15 protein-coding genes are annotated in these 17,791 nt (G+C 71.3%); 7 read left to right on the top strand and 8 right to left on the bottom strand.

What is annotated here, in order from left to right:
• Positions 1 to 123: 123 nt before the first annotated feature.
• Complete coding sequence (locus ACYVK7_RS13790; protein ID WP_460888289.1) at positions 124 to 1,155, bottom strand: tyrosine-type recombinase/integrase; 1,032 nt, start codon at positions 1,153 to 1,155, stop codon at positions 124 to 126.
• Between the two features lie 147 nt (positions 1,156 to 1,302).
• Here ACYVK7_RS13790 and ACYVK7_RS13795 point away from each other — a divergent pair, with 147 nt between their 5' ends.
• Positions 1,303 to 2,349 carry a zinc-binding dehydrogenase gene (locus ACYVK7_RS13795; protein ID WP_460888290.1) on the top strand — a complete coding sequence of 349 codons (1,047 nt, stop codon included), beginning with the start codon at positions 1,303 to 1,305 and terminating at the stop codon, positions 2,347 to 2,349.
• Positions 2,350 to 2,399: 50 nt separating this feature from the next.
• Here the strand turns inward: ACYVK7_RS13795 and ACYVK7_RS13800 are convergent, their stop codons facing one another.
• Positions 2,400 to 3,005, bottom strand: coding sequence for a TOPRIM nucleotidyl transferase/hydrolase domain-containing protein (locus ACYVK7_RS13800; protein ID WP_460888291.1), 606 nt, complete (start codon positions 3,003 to 3,005; stop codon positions 2,400 to 2,402).
• 689 nt (positions 3,006 to 3,694) lie between these two features.
• On the opposite strand from ACYVK7_RS13800, the gene ACYVK7_RS13805 reads away from it, so the two are divergent.
• On the top strand, positions 3,695 to 4,696 hold the full coding sequence (locus ACYVK7_RS13805; RefSeq protein WP_460888292.1) for an NAD(P)-dependent oxidoreductase: 1,002 nt from the start codon (positions 3,695 to 3,697) through the stop codon (positions 4,694 to 4,696).
• Here the strand turns inward: ACYVK7_RS13805 and ACYVK7_RS13810 are convergent.
• Positions 4,690 to 5,070, bottom strand: coding sequence for a nuclear transport factor 2 family protein (locus tag ACYVK7_RS13810; RefSeq protein WP_460888293.1), 381 nt, complete (start codon positions 5,068 to 5,070; stop codon positions 4,690 to 4,692). The two genes, ACYVK7_RS13805 and ACYVK7_RS13810, sit on opposite strands and share 7 nt — an antisense overlap.
• A 9-nt stretch (positions 5,071 to 5,079) precedes the next feature.
• Entirely contained in the window at positions 5,080 to 5,466 is a 387-nt protein-coding gene (locus ACYVK7_RS13815; protein ID WP_460888294.1) for an MmcQ/YjbR family DNA-binding protein, read from the bottom strand.
• A gap of 84 nt (positions 5,467 to 5,550) precedes the next feature.
• Here ACYVK7_RS13815 and ACYVK7_RS13820 point away from each other — a divergent pair, with 84 nt between their 5' ends.
• Positions 5,551 to 6,885 carry an ATP-grasp domain-containing protein gene (locus ACYVK7_RS13820; protein WP_460888295.1) on the top strand — a complete coding sequence of 445 codons (1,335 nt, stop codon included), beginning with the start codon at positions 5,551 to 5,553 and terminating at the stop codon, positions 6,883 to 6,885.
• Positions 6,882 to 8,945: a CocE/NonD family hydrolase gene (locus ACYVK7_RS13825; RefSeq protein ID WP_460888296.1), complete on the top strand. Its 2,064-nt coding sequence runs from the start codon at positions 6,882 to 6,884 to the stop codon at positions 8,943 to 8,945. The genes ACYVK7_RS13820 and ACYVK7_RS13825 overlap by 4 nt, the downstream gene beginning before the upstream one ends.
• 39 nt (positions 8,946 to 8,984) lie before the next feature.
• Here the strand turns inward: ACYVK7_RS13825 and ACYVK7_RS13830 are convergent, their stop codons facing one another.
• Positions 8,985 to 9,644 carry a DNA-binding response regulator gene (locus tag ACYVK7_RS13830; RefSeq protein WP_460888297.1) on the bottom strand — a complete coding sequence of 220 codons (660 nt, stop codon included), beginning with the start codon at positions 9,642 to 9,644 and terminating at the stop codon, positions 8,985 to 8,987.
• 95 nt (positions 9,645 to 9,739) lie between these two features.
• Between ACYVK7_RS13830 and ACYVK7_RS13835 the strand changes: the two genes are divergently transcribed.
• Positions 9,740 to 10,720 carry an oxidoreductase gene (locus tag ACYVK7_RS13835; RefSeq protein ID WP_460888298.1) on the top strand — a complete coding sequence of 327 codons (981 nt, stop codon included), beginning with the start codon at positions 9,740 to 9,742 and terminating at the stop codon, positions 10,718 to 10,720.
• Positions 10,721 to 10,779: 59 nt separating this feature from the next.
• The gene (locus ACYVK7_RS13840; protein WP_460888299.1) at positions 10,780 to 11,874 is read left to right on the top strand and encodes a M24 family metallopeptidase; all 1,095 of its coding nucleotides are present in this window, start codon (positions 10,780 to 10,782) and stop codon (positions 11,872 to 11,874) included.
• Positions 11,875 to 11,903: 29 nt separating this feature from the next.
• On the opposite strand, the gene ACYVK7_RS13845 is transcribed toward ACYVK7_RS13840, so the two are convergent.
• Together ACYVK7_RS13845 and ACYVK7_RS13850 are read right to left on the bottom strand one after the other, a co-directional pair.
• On the bottom strand, positions 11,904 to 13,016 hold the full coding sequence (locus ACYVK7_RS13845; RefSeq protein ID WP_460888300.1) for a fatty acid desaturase family protein: 1,113 nt from the start codon (positions 13,014 to 13,016) through the stop codon (positions 11,904 to 11,906).
• A 62-nt stretch (positions 13,017 to 13,078) separates the two neighbouring features.
• Positions 13,079 to 14,383: a sensor histidine kinase gene (locus ACYVK7_RS13850; protein WP_460888301.1), complete on the bottom strand. Its 1,305-nt coding sequence runs from the start codon at positions 14,381 to 14,383 to the stop codon at positions 13,079 to 13,081.
• Positions 14,384 to 14,475: 92 nt separating this feature from the next.
• On the opposite strand from ACYVK7_RS13850, the gene ACYVK7_RS13855 reads away from it, so the two are divergent.
• A complete protein-coding gene (locus ACYVK7_RS13855) occupies positions 14,476 to 15,165 on the top strand; it encodes a response regulator (protein WP_460888302.1) in 690 nt (229 codons plus the stop codon).
• Between the two features lie 21 nt (positions 15,166 to 15,186).
• Here ACYVK7_RS13855 and ACYVK7_RS13860 read toward each other — a convergent pair whose 3' ends face one another.
• Positions 15,187 to 17,655, bottom strand: a complete 2,469-nt coding sequence (locus tag ACYVK7_RS13860) for an ATP-binding cassette domain-containing protein (RefSeq protein ID WP_460888303.1) — start codon at positions 17,653 to 17,655, stop codon at positions 15,187 to 15,189.
• Positions 17,656 to 17,791: the final 136 nt, after the last annotated feature.

Raw genomic sequence — 17,791 nt, forward strand, 5'->3', positions numbered from 1 at the left:
TCGGTGGGGATGTCGAGGGTGAGCTTGGGGAGGTTGCTGGGGACCTTGCGAGACGCCACGGGCCTCACGGTACCCGGTATCGCAGTTTTGGCATCGGATTTCTACGGCGTCTCAGTGGATCGCTCAGTCGATCGCGGTGGCCAGGGGGTGGGATCTGATGGCGGCGGTGAGCTCGCCCTCGATGCGGTCGAGGTAGACGCCGGTGGTGGCGATCGACGCGTGTCCGAGGAGCTCGGCGACGACCTTGACGTCCCAGCCGTCGGCGACGAGCAGGGTCGCTGTGGTGTGGCGCAGGGCGTGGGGGGTGGCCTCGCGCTGGTAGGGGGCGGGCATGCGGGCGACGGCGCGGGTGAGCAGTGCCCGGATGGCCTGGGTGTCGATGCGGCGGCCGCGCCAGGACAGCAGGAGGGCGCGTTGTGCGTCGGTGTCCTGGGGGCGCTTCGTGGCGAGGGTGGGGCGCAGGTGGGTGAGGTAGTCCTCGAGGGCCTTGGCCAGGGGTGGGGAGAGGGTCACGGTGCGGGTGTTGCCGCCCTTGCCGCGGATGCGCCAGGTGGTGCGTTCGGGTTCTCGCGCGACGTCGTCGACGTCGGTACGGGCGAGCTCGGAGACGCGTGGGCCGAGGACGAGCAGGAGGGCGACGACGAGCCGGTCGCGCAGGGCGAGGTCCTGGTCGGTGCGGGCGGGTGTGTCGGACGGCGGTGTGGTCAGCAGGCTGCGGGCCGCGCCGGCGGACAGGGCGGTACGGGCGGTGCGCAGGGTGCCGCGGACCTTGGCGGGCGGGGCGGCCCACTGCATGGGGTCGGCCTGTACCCAGCACTCGCGGGCTGCGTACGCGAAGAACCGGGTGACGGACTGCCGGAACCGGTTGACGGTGGCGGTGCTGCGGCCGGGGCCGGGTTTGCGGTGCGGGTCGGTGTACCGGGCGTCGGGTGCGGACTGGTAGCGCACGAGCACGCTGTCGACGTCCGCGCCGGTCACGTCGTCGAGGATGCGGTCGCGTCCGGTCAGGCGGCCGAACTCGGTGACGTCGCGCGTGTAGCTGCGTGCCGTGGCGGGTGACAGCACGCCGCGGATCGTCTCGACCTCGACCGCCGCGAGGTAGCGGCGGGTGGCTTCGGCGACGGTGATGCGCTCGAGGCGCGGGGGAGCGACCATGACCGCCACCCTAGGCGCCACCACTGACACTCCCGATATGCCGGAATGCGTCCCTGACCTGCGGCGCGACCGGCACCTCTCGACAGGTCGGCAGGGGTGGCCCGGGCATGGTCGAACGGGCGAGGGTGCGCGTGGTTGAATCCGCTGGTGCGTGCCATCGTCTTCGACCAGTTCCAGAGCCCCGCCGAGGTCCGCGAGGTGCCCGATCCGGGCGTGCCGGACGGGGGAGTGGTGGTGCGGGTACATGCCACCGGTCTGTGCCTGAGCGACTGGCACGCGTGGGCGGGGCACGACGCCGACATCACGGACCTCCCGCACGTGCCCGGTCACGAGCTCGCCGGCACCGTTGCGCAGGTCGGTGCGGGTGTCACCGGCTGGCAGGTGGGTGACCGGGTCACGGTGCCGTTCGTCAGCGGCTGCGGCGTCTGCTCGTGGTGCCGGAGCGGTCAGGCGCAGGTCTGCCCCGACCAGACGCAGCCGGGCTTCACGCACTGGGGCTCGTACGCGGAGCTCGTCGCGCTGCACGCCGCCGACGCGAACCTCGTCGCGATCCCCGACGGCGTCTCCTTCGATGCCGCCGCGAGCCTGGGTTGCCGGTTCGCCACCGCTTACCGGGCCGTGGCAGGGCGTGCCCGGGTGCTGGCAGGGGAGTGGGTGGTCGTCGTGGGGGCGGGCGGGGTCGGTCTCAGCGCGGTCATGATCGCCGTGGCGCGCGGGGCACGGGTCGTCGCGGTGGACCGGTCGCAGGTGTCGCTGGAGGCCGCCCGGCGTGCGGGGGCCGAGCGCACCGTGCTGGCCGACGGTCTCGACGTGCCCGCGGTCGTGCGGCAGCTGACCGACGGCGGCGCGCACGTCACGGTGGACGCCGTCGGCAGCGAACGGACGTGCGCCGACGCGATCGAGAGCCTGCGCCGGCGAGGGCGACACGTCCAGGTGGGTCTGTTCGCGCCCGTCGACGGCGGCCCACGCGTACCCATGGGCCGTGTGATCGCCTGGGAGCTCGACGTGCTGGGCAGCCACGGCATGGCGGCCGCCGACTACCCCGAGATGCTCGAGCTGGTCGCGTCCGGTGCCCTGCGGCCCCAGGACCTGTTGGACCGCGTGGTCGGTCTGGAGGAGGCGGCGGCACTGCTGCCGACGATGGACTCCACGCCACGCGCCGGGATGGTGGTGCTGGACCCGCGGACGGCGTGAGGTCCCGACGCGTCTGGGGCGGCCGGGGCGCAGGCCGGGCGAGCTGCGGCTCAGGCTGTTCCGGCGGCCCGGAACGTTCCGGCGGCCCAGCGCAGGAGCGCGTCGAGCGGGGCGGGCACCCGGTCCAGGGGTAGTGCCTGCGCCAGCCGGCGTCCGTAACGTTCCTTGCGGCCACCCTTGGAGCCGATGAAGCGGTGCAGCTGCTGGGTGGTGGTGCGCTCCCGCTGTGCGGGCTGGCCTCGCAGGCGCTCGAAGCTGCGCAGCTCGCCCTCGGCCTCGATCAGGGCCAGGAACCCGTCGACGCCGACCGCCCGGATGAGCTCGTCCTCGAGATCCCGGTCGCAACGGAAGAAACCCAGGTCGGCCAGGGGAGTGGTGGCCGCGAAGGGGCGCAGCCCCACCCGGTCCAGGCCGGCTACGACGAAGCGTTCCTCCGCCGCGTCGTACAGGCCGCCGAGGCGCACCTCCTGGTCGCGCAGCGCGACGAGGTGGTGCCCGACGTTGGTGATCCCGCCCATCGCGAGGACCTGCACGCCGAGATCGGCCAGGGGGAGGCCTCGCCGGGCAGCGAGGGTCTCGACGGCCACCCGGTCGCTCTCGCCCTCCACCAGCACGGCGGTGCTCGTGGAGGCGGCGAGGAGTCCTGCGAGGTTCATGATCCCCGGATCGTATGCCCCTGGGCCCGCCACGGTCGCAGGTTTTCCGCCTGCTACCGTGGCGGCCTTACGTGTCGTTGGCTAACCGTTGTGTTGCGCTATACACACTGCTTTAGGGGTGTGGGTAGGGCTCGAGCGGGGTAGGGGTGTGCTGTGGTGCTGGGTGGCTGGCTGGATGGCTCACAGTGGCTGCCCGCGGGTGTGATGCGCATCGTGGGGCTTTGTGAGCCCGGCCTGAGTCGGTCTGTTGTCGCGAGTTCGGTCTGTTGCACGGCACCGAGTGGTGACTTCGGTCCGTTGACCTGAGATCGGTCAATCAACCGACCGATCTCAGGTCAACGGACCGAAGTCACTGACAACCAGCTCGACAAGTGACCGAACCCAGTGCGAGGGACCAACCCGGCGCGACTCCGGCCCCGAGCCGCGCGCACGGCAGTCCCGCAGGGAGGTCCACGCAGGAGCGCCCGGCGGCAGGGGCGTCACAGAACGCTCGTGTTCTAGTGCGAGCACAGAGCGCGCGAGCGCAGAACCGACGAGCACAGAGCGCGCGACGCGCTGCCCGGGGCGGGGCATCCAGGGCCTTCTTCCATGCGAAATGACATAATGTGCATTATCGGTTCGAGATGCCTCTGGCACGGGACGGGCGGAGACGCGGTCGGCGGTGGCGAGCACGAGGCAGAATCACACTGATGCCCGCACAGCCCGCAGTCCATGATCTTGCCAGCACGCTACGCACCAACCCCACCGTACGGCTCGGCGACGACGTCGAGCCGAACTGGCGTGACGCCCTCACCGCCTGGGTGGACACCCACCGCCTGGAGATCACCTCACGCGACGCGACGCTCGCGATCACGACCCGTCCCGACCACGCTGCCGGCGCCGCCTGGGTCCATTCACCGTTCGCAGGCATAGAGCACTTGGTCTCCGCACTGCCGGACGACGTGCTGCTGACCCGCACCACCGGCGCGATGCCGCAACGCATCGCCGAGTACGTGCTTGCCTGGGTCCTCGCGGAACGGTGGCAGACGGCCCGCTATCTCGCCGACTCCGCGTCGGGTACCTGGGACCCGACCGACCCGCCCGCACCGACCGGGCGCGGCGAGGCGGTCGTGATCGGCACGGGCGCCATGGGTCGAGGGATCGCCCGGGCGCTCGCCTCCGTGGGTCACCGTGTCACGGGGTTGAACAGAAGCGGACGACCCGACGCCGCCTTCGACGCGGTGCTCCCGCTCGCTGACGCGCTGCTCCCCCGCGACCCACAGGTGCGCGACACGGCGGCACGGGACACGCCGGGAACCGCCACCCCCGCACTCGACTGGTCCCACACCGACGTCGTCGTGCTCGCGCTACCCCACACCGCACAGACGTCCGGGCTGATCACGCCGGAGGTGCTGCGAGCGTTCGAAGGCGTGCACCTGATCAACATCGGCCGCGGGTCGGCCGTCCGCACGGACACCCTGCTGCACGCGCTCGACACCGGCCGCGTACGGCACGCCACCCTCGACGTGACCGAGCAGGAGCCCCTCTCCCCCGCCTCTCCCCTGTGGCGACGACGTGACGTCACGATCACGCCCCACATCTCCGGGCTCACGCTGCCGTCCGACGTCGTCACGGCCCTGGACGCCGCACTCGCACAGATCCAGGCCGGCGAACGCCCGACGTCGGCGGTCGCGCGCGAGCGCGGCTACTGACCGGTACCGCCCGGCCGTGGTGCGAACGGCCACTCCTCGAAGGCGGTGCAGCGCCCGTCGTCGTCGAGCTCGAGGACCCAGAGGTCGCGCCACCGGTCACCGGAGTCGCCGTACTCGACGCTGACCCGCACGACCGCCGTCGGGCCCTGGACCGCGACGATCTCGGCGTCCATCGTGAACGGCTCGTCCGGCCCGTCGCGCTCCTCCTCCCAGAAGGCCGCGAGCGCCGGGAGCCCGTTGATGGGTGGTGCCCAGGGTGTGGTGCGGTAGGTGGTGTGGGGGGTGAAGAGCTGGGTGAGGCCGTCGGTGCCGGGGGTTCGCCAGAGTCGTTCGTAGTCGCGGATCCAGGTGCGGACGGTGGCGTGGTCGGTCATGGGGTGAGGTTACTCGGCGGGGTGCGGTGTGCCGGGGCGGGTGACCTGTGCGGCGAGGTTCTGTGGTGCCTGGATGCAGTAGGAGTCGGTGAGGAGTTCGGTGAGCTCGTCCCAGTCGGTGTGGTCGTCGAGGACGAGGCCGACGACGTTGGTGCCCCAGCTGGCCTTGAAGTAGTGGGGGCCGAGGTGTGGGAAGGCTTGGACCTCGTCGGGTTCGGCGCGGAAGGTGATGCGGACAAGGCCGTCCTCTCCCCCGAAGACGTGGGCGACGGTCGCGTCGCGGGTCTTCCAGGCGACGCCGGTCCAGGCGTCGTGCTCGGTGCATTCGGGGAGTCGTTCGAGGATGGCGGCGATCCGGTGGACGGTCTCGGTGGGGACGGGTGCTCGTTCGCTCACGTGTGGAGTGTGGCACCTGCCACTGACATGGGGTCGGTGGGGTGCGTCGTTGCGGGTCGGTGGGGCCCGTGGTTACGTCGTGGGATGAGCGAATCTGGCGGTCGGCCGCGGAACGTGTTCGTGCTGGGCATGACGGATCTGCAGCGGGAGGAGCTCGAGCGGATGCGGCATGCTTCGCGGTTCCGGTTCCGTTCGTTGCTGGACTACGAGACGCTCGTGCGGGACACGGAGCACGACTTCGATGCGTTGCTCGACGAGGCGCGTGCTCAGCTTGCTGACTTCCCGGGGCCGGTGGACGCGATCGTGTGTCACTGGGACTTCCCGAGCTCGCTCCTGGCGCCGATCCTGTCCCATGAGCACGGTATTCCCGCTCCGTCGGTGACGAGCATGCTCAAGTGTGAGCACAAGTACTGGAGCCGGCTGGAGCAGCGGCAGTCTGTGCCCGAGGTGGTTCCGGGGTTCGCGGCGTTCGACCCGTTCGCGGACGACGCCCTGGACCAGGTGGACCTGCCGTTTCCGTTCTGGGTGAAGCCGGTCAAGTCCCACTCGTCGAACCTGGGGTTCGAGATCCACGACGAGCGGGAGTTCGAGGCGGCGCTGGAGGAGATCCGGGCTGAGATCACCGATGTCGGTGACGCGTTCAACCAGGTGCTGGAGCGTGTGGATCTGCCGGAGAGCTTGCGCGGGGCGGGCGGGAACACGTGCCTGGCGGAGGAGGTCATCACCGGCATCCAGGCCGCCCCCGAGGGGGTGGTCGCACGGGGGCGGTTCAGCGTGCACGGCATCGTCGACATGCATCGTGACCCGTCGGGGCACAGCATCGACCACCTCGACTACCCGGCGGTGACCGTTCCGGCCGACGTGCAGCGGCGGATGGTGGACACCGCTGAGCGGTTCATGCGGCACATCGGTTATGACGACGGGGCCTTCAACATCGAGTACATGTGGGACCGCGAGAAGGACGTGTTGCGGCTCATCGAGGTGAACACGCGTATCTCCCAGTCCCACACCGAGCTGTTCCTGAAGGTCGACGGTACGTCCAACCATGAGGTGGCCATCGGTGTGGCGTTGGGTGAGGCCCTTGAGATGCCGCGTAGGCAGGGGCGGTTCGCGGTGGCGGGCCAGTGGCACATCTTCCATGACGCGGACGCGGTGGTGCGTGGGGTGCCCGGGGCGGAGGACCTGGCGGCCGTGGAACGTGCCCTGCCGGACACGAAGGTCACGTTGCAGGTGTCGCCCGGTGACCGGCTGTCCGATCTGCCGCACCAGGACAGCTACCGGTTCAAGGTGGGCAGCGTCTACCTGGGGGCGGACGACCATGAGCAGCTCGCTGCCAGGTTCCGCCAGGTGGTGGACCTGTTGCCGTTCTCGTTCGACCCGGTCCCCGCGGAGGGCCCTGGTGAGGAGGCCGCTGGATGAGGACGGTGACGGACCTGCCGCACGAGGTCGAGACCTTCGAGAACGTGTTCATCCCGGTGCGCGACGGTCAGCAGGTGGCCGCACGGATGTGGGCTCCTGTGGACGCCGGGACGCGGCCCGTGCCCGCCGTCGTGGAGTACATCCCGTATCGCAAGCGGGACGCCACCCGGGGCCGGGACGCGTACAACCACCCGTACATCGCCGGGCACGGGTACGTGTGCGTGCGGGTGGACCTGCGCGGCAGCGGCGACTCCGACGGCGTGCTGGTGGACGAGTACCGGGCCCAGGAGCTCCATGACGCCGAGGACGTGATCGCCTGGCTCGCCGAGCAGCCGTGGTGCGACGGCAACGTCGGCATGATGGGCATCTCCTGGGGCGGCTTCAACAGCCTCCAGGTGGCCGCCGGCGCGCCACCGGCGCTCAAGGCGGTCGTCAGCGCGTCGGCCACCGACGACCTGTACGTCGACAACATGCACTACATGGGCGGTTGTCTGCTCGCGGACAACCTGTCGGAGGCGACGGTGATGTTCGCGTTCAACAGCCTGCCGCCCGATCCCGCCGTCGTCGGCGACCGGTGGCGCGCGATGTGGCGTGAACGTCTCGAGGGCAGCGGGCTGTGGCTGGAGACCTGGTTGCGGCACCAGCGCCGGGACGACTACTGGAAACCGGCGTCCGTGTGCGAGGACTACTCCCGGGTGCGGTGCCCGGTGATGGCCGTGGGCGGCTGGGCCGACGGTTACACCAACGCCATCTTCCGGCTCCTGGAGCACCTCGACGTCCCCCGCAAGGGTCTGATCGGGCCGTGGGGACACCGCTACCCGCACGTCGGTGTGCCGGGCCCGGCCGTCGGCTTCCTCCAGGAGGTGGTGCGCTGGTGGGACCACTGGCTCAAGGGCGTCGACACGGGCCTCGAGGACGAGCCGATGCTGCGCGCGTGGATGCAGGACAGCGTGCCACCCAGCGCCTCCTACGAGGACCGGCCCGGACACTGGGTCGCCGAGCCGCGCTGGCCGGCTCCCGGGGTCGAGGACCGGGTATACCGGTTCACGCCGCACCATCTGTCACCGGTGGGCGGCGGCCAGGTGACGGCGGAGCAGGGCGACGCCGACGAGCGGCGGCTGAGCCTGCGCTCCCCGCTCAGCGTCGGGATGTTCGCCGGCAAGTGGGCGTCCTACTCCGCGGTGCCCGACCTGCCCTACGACCAGCGCGAGGAGGACGGCGGCGCCCTCGTGTTCGAGACCGAACCGCTCGACGAGCCGCTCGAGCTCCTCGGACTCCCCCGCGTCGCCCTCGAGGTCTCCTGCGACCGTCCCGTCGCCCAGCTCGCCGTGCGGCTGTCCGACGTCGCCCCGGACGGGGAGGCGACCCGCGTGACCTACGGGGTGCTGAACCTGACGCACCGCGACGGCAGCGAGGCCCCCCGGGCGCTCGAGCCGGGCCGCACCTACCCGGTGACGGTCCAGCTCAACGGCATCGCCCAGGCCCTGCCCGCCGGGCACCGGCTACGGGTGTCGATCTCCACGTCGTACTGGCCCCTGATCTGGCCCGCGCCCGAACCCGCGACCGTGACGATCACGACCGGCAGCAGCACCCTGCACCTGCCGGTCCGCCGCCCCCGCCCCGAGGACGAGCACCTGCGGCCCTTCGGCGAACCGGAGGCCGCCGAGGAGGACCCGACGACCGTGCTCGCCACCGGGCAGCACTCGTGGCGCGTCACGAGAGACCTCGCGACCGACGTCTCCACGCTGGAGATCGTCAACGACCAGGGCACGTTCCGCATCGAGGACACCGGCACGGTGATCCACCGCGACACCCGCGAGTGGTACAGCTTCCGGTGGAACGACGTCACCTCCGCGCGCGGCGAGACCCGCACCGTCCGCCGCCTGGACAACGGTGACGACTGGCGCGTCGAGGTCGTCACCCGCACCGTCCTGACCTGCACGGCGACCGAATTCCTCGTCAACGCACAGCTCGACGCGTACGAGCTCGACGACGAACAGGGCGACCCACGCGTCTACTCGCAGAACTGGCAACGACGGATCGCCAGGGACCTGGTCTAGAAGCACGGCTCCAGAAGCACGGCTCCAGCCCGAGCCGGCCTAGACGAGACCGAGCTCGCGGGCCCGCGCACCGGCCTGGAACCGGGACGCGGCACCGAGGGCGTCCATGAGCTCCGCGACCCGACGGCGGTACGTGCGCACGCCCAGGCCGAGCGTGCGGGCCGCGGCCTCGTCCTTGACACCCTGACCGAGCAGGTCGAGGACCTGGGGCGCGAGCTGCCGGATCTCGGCGATCTGGGTGTCGTACACGGCCAGATCGGTGGCTGAGCGCCAGGCCGCCTCGAACAGGGACGTGACGCCCTGGACCGCCTCGGGCTGCGTGATGATGCTGAAGCTGCGGCGGCCGGCGCTCAGGTCGCCGGCCAGGATCACGATCCGGCGGTCGAGCAAGATCGTCTCGTTGATCTCGTCGGTGGTGATCCGGATCTGCGCGCCGTGCTGGTCGCGGGCCCTGGCCAGCGTCTGCGCCGCGACCGGGTCGAGCAGGAGGGCGGACCGGTAGACCTTGCGGATCCGGGCGCCACCCCGCAGGTGCTGCCGGTACGCCTCCGCGTGCCCCTCCGCGATCCGAGCGCCCGCCCACGTGAAGAGGTCGTTGGCGGCGCACGCGACATCGGTGGCGGACGCGAACAGGTGCATCGTCCGCTCGAACAGCTCCTGCTCGCCGTGCACGATCGTGACGGCCTCCCCGGTCTGCATGGTTCGAGTCTGCCCGGCACCGCGCCGCCACGCCAGGCTCGGCAACAACCTGCCATCGTGGCCGGATCGGCGCCGCCCGGCACGACGCTGGACGCATGACGACGAACACCACCACCACGAGCACCACCACGAGCACCACCACGACCACCACGTCGAACCTCACCCCGGATGCCGCAGACGCCGGCACCTGGCAGCTCGGCGACCGCACCGTCAACCGCATCGGCCTCGGCGCCGTGCGGCTCATGGGGATGCCCTGGGACCCGACGCCCCGTGACCGCGACGGCTCGATCGCCGTGCTGCGCCGCGCCGTCGAGCTCGGCGTGAACCACATCGACACCGCCGCCTTCTACTTCACGCCGGTCCGCTCGGCGAACGAGCTGATCAGCACCGCGCTGCAGCCCTACGGTGACGACCTGACCATCACGACCAAGGTCGGGCCCGCCCGGTCGCGCAACGGTGACTTCGAGGAGATGGCCCGGCCCGACGCGCTCCGCGGCCAGGTCGAGGAGAACCTCCGCCAGCTCGGCCGGGACCACCTCGACGTGGTGAACCTGCGCTGGGGCACCCGCATGGCTGGCGAAGGACGCGAGGCCGACTCGGTGGCGGAGCACTTCGGGGCGCTCGCGGACCTGCGCGAGGCAGGCCTGGTCCGCAACCTCGGCATCTCCAACATCCTCCCGGAGCAGCTCACCGAGGCGATGTCGATCGCACCGGTGGTGTGCGTGCAGAACCAGTACGGGCTGACCAGCCGCGAGGACGACGCCCTGGTGACGCTGTGCGGTGAGCACGGGATCGCTTTCGTGCCGTTCTTCGCGGTCGGGGCCGCCGTACCGGGCGCCTCACCGCGCGGCGGCGCGGACGAGACCGGGCAGGAGCAGGTCGCCGCCGTCGCCGCCGCCCACGGCGCCTCCCCCGCACAGGTGCGGCTGGCCTGGACCCTGCACCGCGGTGCGCACGTCCTCGCGATCCCCGGGACGGGCAGCACGGTGCACCTGGAGGAGAACGTCGCCGCAGGCGCCCTTCGGCTGACCGACGACGAGATCGCGCTGCTCGACGGGATCGCGGGGACGCGTTGACCGACACGACAGAAGCACCGACCACACCAGCACCGACCACGCCGATACCGACGTACTCGATGGCCGAACGGGACCGCCGGTGGGACCTCGCGCGGGCGTTCATGGAGCGCGAGCGCCTCGACGCGCTGCTCGTCCACGGCGAGCAGGAGGACGCCGGGGCGGCGCCGTTCGCCTACGACACGTGGTTCACGAACGACCGGGCGGGGACCACGGTCATCTTCCCGAGGCGTGGCGAGCCGGTCTCGCTGCTCCCGATGGAGATGTTCGCGAAGGGGCACCTCGAGGCGGCCCGCAGGGGCGACACCCTGTGGATCCCGCCGCGTGGCCTCCGCGCGTCGCGGGACTCGCGTGCCGTCGTCCGGGTGCTCGACGAGCTGGGGCTGGGTAGCGCGAGCATCGGCGTCCTCGGGCTCGAGGGCGCTCCACCGTGGCACCCGGAGGGGATCCTGCCGTACCACCTCTGGAAGAACGTCCTGGAACGTTTCCCCGACGCAGAGTTCAGGCCGGTGACCGGGGCCCTCGCACGGCTGATGATGCCGCTGGGGCCCGAGGAGGTCGCGGTGGTGCGTCATTCGGCGGGCATCGGCGACGCGATGGCCCGTGCGATGGTCGACGCCACGACCGTCGGGGTCAGCGAGAGCGACGTGTACGCGGCGGGGATGGCGGCGGCGTACGCACGCGGTACGACGCCGGCGGCGATGCACCTCTGGTCCGGCCCCGACCCGCTCGCCAGGGGCCTGCCGCCGTGGAGCTACCGCCCGCAGCCGGCACGCATCCTGCGGGACGGCGACATCGTCTCCGCGGAGGTGTTCGCCTCCTTCGGTGGACGCCATACCCAGCACCAGGTCACCATCGCCGTCGGCGAGCCGCACGAGGACCTGCTGCGTGCGGGCGACGTGGCCCGGGCGGCCTACGAGGCGGGCCTCGGGGCGCTGCGTCCGGGCCGTACGTTCGGGGACGTCGTCGATGCGGTCCGGGTCGTCCTCGATGCGGCCGACGGCTGGGAGTTCGGCCCGTCGATCCATGCCCTGAACCCGCCGATCGCGCTGAGCGGGTTCCCCGCCGACGCCGGCCGGCAGGTGGCCGGCGCACAGGCCTACCCGCCGGAGACCGCCCATCCCACCATGAACGGCGCCCTGGTGGCCCGCCGCTGACTGGCGGCGGGCCGGTGGCCGCGCGGTGCCTACCGGTACTGCGCGGCCACCGGGCAGTCCATGGGGTTTGCGTGCCCGAGGCCGACGCGGTTGAGGTAGTCGACGATGATGCCGTAGGACTCGATGAGTCCGGTCTCGGTGTACGGGATGTCGCGCTCGGCGCAGAAGGCCTGCACGATCGGGCGGGCGTGGCGCAGGTTCACGCTGGGCATCCGCGGGAAGACGTGGTGCTCGACCTGGTAGTTGAGGCCGCCCATGGCCCATTCGATGAACCGTCCGCCGCGGATGTTGCGGGAGGTGAGGACCTGTCGGCGCAGGAAGTCGATGGAGGTGTCCTTGGGGAGCAGCGGCATGCCCTTGTGGTTGGGTGCGAAGGTGGCGCCCATGTAGACGCCGAACACGATGAGCTGTACGGCCAGGAACGCGGCGCCGAGGCCGGGGCCGAGCGTGAGGACGACGAGGGTGGGGAAGCCGATGAGCCGGACGGCCAGGAGCGTGCTCTCCGCCGTGCGGTGCTTGACCTCTGGCGTGGTGGCGAGGGTCTGGACGGAGTTGTAGTGCAGCACCGGGCCGAACAGGGCCAGCATGGGGAAGAACAGCCAGCCCTGGCGTCGGGTGACCCAGCCCATGAACCCGGTGCGTCCTGCTTCCTCGCCCGGGACGAACACGAGGGCCCCGGTGGCGATGTCGCCGTCCTTGCCGATCACGTTGGGGTTGCCGTGGTGCCTGTTGTGCTTGCGGTTCCACCAGCCGATGCTGAGTCCGACGACGAGGTTGCCGACGATGCGGGCGAACCATTCGTTGTGCTTGCTGGACTGGAAGACCTGCATGTGGCCGCCGTCGTGGGCGAGGAAGGCGCACTGGGTCAGGACGACGCCGAACAGTGCGGCGACCGCGAGCTGCCACCAGGTGTTCCCGAGGGTGAACAGCAGCACGAACGCGAGCGCGAGGCTCGCGGCGAGGACGACGGTGCGGCGGACGTACCAGCCGACGCGGCGGCCCATGAGGCCTGCGGCGTTGGCGCGTTCGACGAGGTCGAAGTAGTCGTTCGTCTGCTTGTTGCGGGCGGAGCGGGCCGAGCGGGCGGGGCGGGCCGAGCGGGCCGGCGGGGCCGGGAGCGGCGGTGCGTCGGTCGTCGTCATAGGCGTCAACCTAGGAACCAGGTGGTGGTGCGCGCGTCCCCCGCTGGAGCCAATCTCACCCCCTACGTGAGTAGCGGGTGGTCGGCGTCGTCCAGCGGCAGGGTGGCGGCGAGCTCGAAGCCGCCGTCGCGGGTGCGGCCGGCGGTGACGGTTCCGCCGACGGCGGCGACGCGTTCCCTGATGCCGGCGAGGCCGAGCCGGGCGCCCGGTGTGGGTTCGTCGGTGCGTTCGGGGGGTGAGTTGGTGACGCTGACGCGCAGGTCGTGGTCGTCGTCGGTGATGGTGACGGTGATGGCGGAGCCGGGGGCGTGCCGCAGGGCGTTGCTCAGTGCTTCCTGGACGACGCGGAAGCCGGTCAGGCCGACGGCGTCGGAGACCTCGGCGTCGGTGCCTGCGTAGACGATCTCGACGCCGGACGCGCGGGTGGACTCGATGAGCTCCGCGACGTCGGACAGGCCGGGCAGGGGCGCTGTGGGGGCGGTGTCGTGGCCGCGCAGGATGCCGAGCAGGCCCCGCATCTCCCCCAGTGCGCGGCGGGAGGAGGCGGCGATCTCCTCGAACTCCTGCTGGATCGCCTCGTCGAGGCCGGGCTGGCGGTAGCGGGCGGTGGAGGCCTGGACGGTGATGACGGACATGCTGTGCGCGACGACGTCGTGGAGCTCTCTGGCGATCCTGTTGCGTTCCTCGAGCTCGCGGCGGCGTGCGGCTTCGGCGGCGGTGAGGCGTTCGGCCTGTTCCATGCGGACGACGCTGAGGATCCAGAGCCGGCCGATGACGCCGACGAGGGCGACGCCACCGCTGAGGGAGACGAGGACGACGCCGTTGGCGAAGGCGGTCTCGCGTGGGCCGTCGAGGAGCATCGCTGGCACGAGGACGGTGAGCATGGCGCCGGCGGACCAGAGGGACGCCGCCCAGTACCAGGAGTGGCGCAGGGCGAGGACGAACACGGTCAGGCAGTGCGCGAGGAGCACGGTGACGGGCCAGGGCCAGGGCCAGTCGGGGGCGGCGTCGGAGGTGACGACCATCAGGCCGAGGGCGGCGGCGACCGAGGCGGGCAGGCCGGCCCAGGGCCAGCGGACGGCGAGGATCGCCGCGGCGCAGTGCACGAGGGTCCAGGCCATCGCGGCGGCGGGGTGGGTGCCGTACCCGGACGCGGTCACCGGCCACCCGACGGCGACGAGCGCGACCGCGGCGATGGAGACCACGCTCCACATCCAGACGACCTCGCGCCGGGCGATCGAGACGGTGGGGACGTCCAGCCGGGTCAGGGAGCGCAGCACCCGGGGCAGCCTTCGCCGGTGGCGCTCGCCGCGGTCGGGCGTGGCCGGGTCGGCCGGTGCCGGCGGAGCGTCATGAGGGTGGTCCATTCTCTGCAGGTTATGCGTTTCGGCACGTGCTGCGCGTCACCCTTGAGGGCTAACCGGCGTGATACCTGGGTTTCGTCCGATAGTTTGGCCCCATGTCACCAGCCCCCGATGTCGCAAGGGACGCGATCCGGGTGCTCATCGTCGACGACCAGTCGATGATCCGTGCCGGCTTCGCGGCGCTCCTGGATGCGCACGAAGGAATCACCGTAGTCGGCACGGCCGACGACGGCGCGGGAATTTCCGAGGTGGTGCGTCGTACCCGGCCGGACGTCGTGCTGATGGACATCCGCATGCCGAAGGTCAACGGTCTGGACGCGGCCCGCACGATCATCGCGATGCCCGGTACGCCACCGAAGGTCATCATGCTGACCACGTTCGACGCCGACGAGTACGTGTTCACGGCCCTGCGGGTGGGTGCGAGCGGGTTCCTGCTGAAGGACTCGCCCGCCGAGGAGCTGACGCAGGCGGTGCGGGTGGTCGCGGCGGGCGAGGCCCTGCTGTCGCCGAAGATCACGCGGGCCCTCATCGCGGACTACGCGACGCGGCCGAGCGTGCCCGTCTCGCCGGACGCCACGCTGTCCGTGCTGACGGACCGTGAGCTCGACGTCATGAAGGCCGTCGCGGCGGGGCGTTCGAACGCCGAGATCGCCGCCGAGCTGCACCTGGCCGAGCAGACCGTCAAGACGCACGTGTCGCGCATCCTGAACAAGCTGGACCTGCGTGACCGGACGCAGCTGGTGGTCTGCGCCTACGAGTCGGGCCTGGTGCGGGCCGGGCGCTGACCGCCCGGCCCGCGGCCGCGGCTACTGCCCGACGTACTGGGCGAGGTGCTCGCCCGTCAGCGTCGACCGTCCGGCGTGCGCCTGGGCCACGAGGTCGGCAGGGGTGCCCTCGAAGACGATGGTGCCGCCGTCGTTGCCCGCCCCGGGACCGAGGTCGACGATCCAGTCCGCGTGGGCCATGACCGCCTGGTGGTGCTCGATCACGATGACCGACTTGCCGGAGTCGACGAGCCGGTCCAGGAGCCCGAGCAGGTTCTCGACGTCGGCGAGGTGCAGGCCGGTGGTCGGCTCGTCCAGCACGTAGACGCCGCCGTCGCGCGCCATCTCCACGGCCAGCTTGAGCCGCTGCCGCTCGCCGCCCGACAGGGTGGTCAGCGGCTGCCCGATGCCGAGGTAGCCGAGCCCGACGTCGGCCAACCGCCGCAGGATCTTGTGCGCGGCGGGTACCGGGGCGGGACCGTCCTTGGCGAAGAAGGCCTCCGCCTCCGCGACGGGCATCGCGAGCACCTCGCTGATGTCCTTGCCCGAGCCCGTGCTGCCCGAGCCCGTGCCGCCCTCGCCGGGACCCTTGTCACCCAGCGTGTACACGAGCGCCGAGGCGTCGAACCGCTTGCCGCCGCAGTCCTCGCAGGTGGTCGACACGGTGTCCATGAACCCCAGCTCCGTGTAGATCACGCCGGCGCCCTTGCAGGTGGGGCACGCCCCCTCGGAGTTCGCGCTGAACAGGGCCGGCTTGACGCCGTTCGCCTTGGCGAACGCCTTGCGGATCGGGTCGAGCAGGCCCGTGTACGTGGCGGGGTTGGACCGCCGGGACCCCTTGATGGCGCCCTGGTCCACGGTCACCACGCCCGCGCCGTCCGGCAGCGAACCGTGCACCAGCGAGCTCTTGCCCGATCCGGCCACCCCCGTGACGACGGTCAGCACGCCGAGCGGCAGGTCGACGTCGACGTCACGCAGGTTGTGCGTGCTCGCACCGCGGATCTCCAGCGCGCCGGTGGCCGTGCGCACCGTGTCCTTCAGCCGCGCCCGGTAACCCAGGTGGCGTCCCGTGAGGGTGTCGCTGGAGCGCAGCTCCTCGACGGTGCCCTCGAACTGCACGGATCCGCCCGCGGACCCGGCGCCGGGACCCAGGTCGACCACGTGGTCGGCGATCGCGATCGCCTCCGGCTTGTGCTCGACGACCAGCACCGTGTTGCCCTTGTCCCGTAGCTCGACCAGCAGGTTGTTCATCCGCTGGATGTCGTGGGGGTGCAGGCCGATGGTCGGCTCGTCGAACACGTAGGTGACGTCCGTCAGCGCCGAGCCGAGGTGCCGGATCAGCTTGGTGCGCTGCGCCTCTCCCCCGGACAGCGTGCCCGACGGCCGGTCCAGGGACAGGTAGCCCAGGCCGATCTCCACGAACTTGTCGAGCTGGTGGCGCAGGTTGGCCAGCAGCGGCCCCGCCGACGCCCCGGCGTCGGAGCCCGCCAGGTCGGCGACCCAGTCAGCCAGGTCCCGGATCTCCATGGCGCACGCGTCCGCGATGCTGACGCCGCCGATCCTGGCCGACCGCGCGGCCTCCGCGAGCCGCGTGCCCCCGCAGTCGGGGCACGTCACGAAGGTGACCGCCTGTTCGACGAAGGCCCGGATGTGCGGCTGGAGCGATTCCACGTCCTTGCTGAGCATCGACTTGCGCACCTTGGGCACCAGGCCCTCGTAGGTGATGTTGATGCCCTTGGCCTTGATCTTGGTGGGCTCCTTGTAGAGGAAGTCCTCCCGCTCCCTGTCGGTGTACTGACGGATCGGCTTGTCCGGGTCCAGGAACCCGGACTCGCTGTAGCTGCCCACCATCCAGCCGCCGGGGGTGTACCCGGGAATCTTGATCGCACCGTCGTTGAGCGACAGCGAGTCGTCGAAGAACTGGCTCAGGTCGAGGTCGGAGACCTGGCCGCGTCCTTCGCACCGCGGGCACATGCCACCGTGGTAGACCTGCTCGCGCACGATCGTCTTCTCGCCCGTTGCCGACGTCATCACGCCGCTCGCCTTGCGCGCGGGCACGTTGAACGAGAACGCGATCGGCGGCCCGATCTGCGGCTGCGCGAGCCGGCTGAACAAGATGCGCAGCAGCGCGTTGGTGTCCGTCACGGTGCCGAGGGTGGAACGTGGGTTGGCGCCCAGCCGCTCCTGGTCCACGACGATCGCCGTCGTCAGCCCGTCCAGCCGGTCCACCTCCGGCCGGTCCAGCGACGGCATGAAGCCCTGCACGAACGCGCTGTACGTCTCGTTGATCATCCGCTGCGACTCGGCGGCGACCGTCGCGAACACCAGCGAGCTCTTGCCCGACCCGGAGACCCCCGTGAACACCGTCAGCCGGCGCTTCGGGATCTCGAGACTGATGTCCTTCAGGTTGTTCTCCCGCGCCCCCTGGACACGGATCAGGTCGTGGCTGTCCGCAGGGTGCGCCGCGCCCGCGTCCTGCCCCGCCGGGGTGCTCGTCGTGACTGTGCTCATGCTCGACCTTCCATGACGGCCACGCGAGGCGCGGACCATGTGACGGGCTCAGGATCGTCCGGTACGACGACATCGTCCGGTACGGCGACATCGTCCGGTACCGCGCCGGCCGCCGGCCGTGCGGCGGCCCGTACGC

This window comes from Promicromonospora xylanilytica, from assembly GCF_054782895.1.

Coding starts and splice junctions, on each gene's coding strand:
- ACYVK7_RS13790 (WP_460888289.1), bottom strand. CDS start 1,155: ATGGTCGCTCCCCCGCGCCTCGAGCGCATCACCGTCGCCGAAGCCACC.
- ACYVK7_RS13860 (WP_460888303.1), bottom strand. CDS start 17,655: ATGAGCACAGTCACGACGAGCACCCCGGCGGGGCAGGACGCGGGCGCG.
- ACYVK7_RS13840 (WP_460888299.1), top strand. CDS start 10,780: ATGGCCGAACGGGACCGCCGGTGGGACCTCGCGCGGGCGTTCATGGAG.
- ACYVK7_RS13830 (WP_460888297.1), bottom strand. CDS start 9,644: ATGCAGACCGGGGAGGCCGTCACGATCGTGCACGGCGAGCAGGAGCTG.
- ACYVK7_RS13850 (WP_460888301.1), bottom strand. CDS start 14,383: ATGGACCACCCTCATGACGCTCCGCCGGCACCGGCCGACCCGGCCACG.
- ACYVK7_RS13835 (WP_460888298.1), top strand. CDS start 9,740: ATGACGACGAACACCACCACCACGAGCACCACCACGAGCACCACCACG.
- ACYVK7_RS13855 (WP_460888302.1), top strand. CDS start 14,476: ATGTCACCAGCCCCCGATGTCGCAAGGGACGCGATCCGGGTGCTCATC.
- ACYVK7_RS13825 (WP_460888296.1), top strand. CDS start 6,882: ATGAGGACGGTGACGGACCTGCCGCACGAGGTCGAGACCTTCGAGAAC.
- ACYVK7_RS13810 (WP_460888293.1), bottom strand. CDS start 5,070: ATGACCGACCACGCCACCGTCCGCACCTGGATCCGCGACTACGAACGA.
- ACYVK7_RS13845 (WP_460888300.1), bottom strand. CDS start 13,016: ATGACGACGACCGACGCACCGCCGCTCCCGGCCCCGCCGGCCCGCTCG.
- ACYVK7_RS13800 (WP_460888291.1), bottom strand. CDS start 3,005: ATGAACCTCGCAGGACTCCTCGCCGCCTCCACGAGCACCGCCGTGCTG.
- ACYVK7_RS13805 (WP_460888292.1), top strand. CDS start 3,695: ATGCCCGCACAGCCCGCAGTCCATGATCTTGCCAGCACGCTACGCACC.
- ACYVK7_RS13820 (WP_460888295.1), top strand. CDS start 5,551: ATGAGCGAATCTGGCGGTCGGCCGCGGAACGTGTTCGTGCTGGGCATG.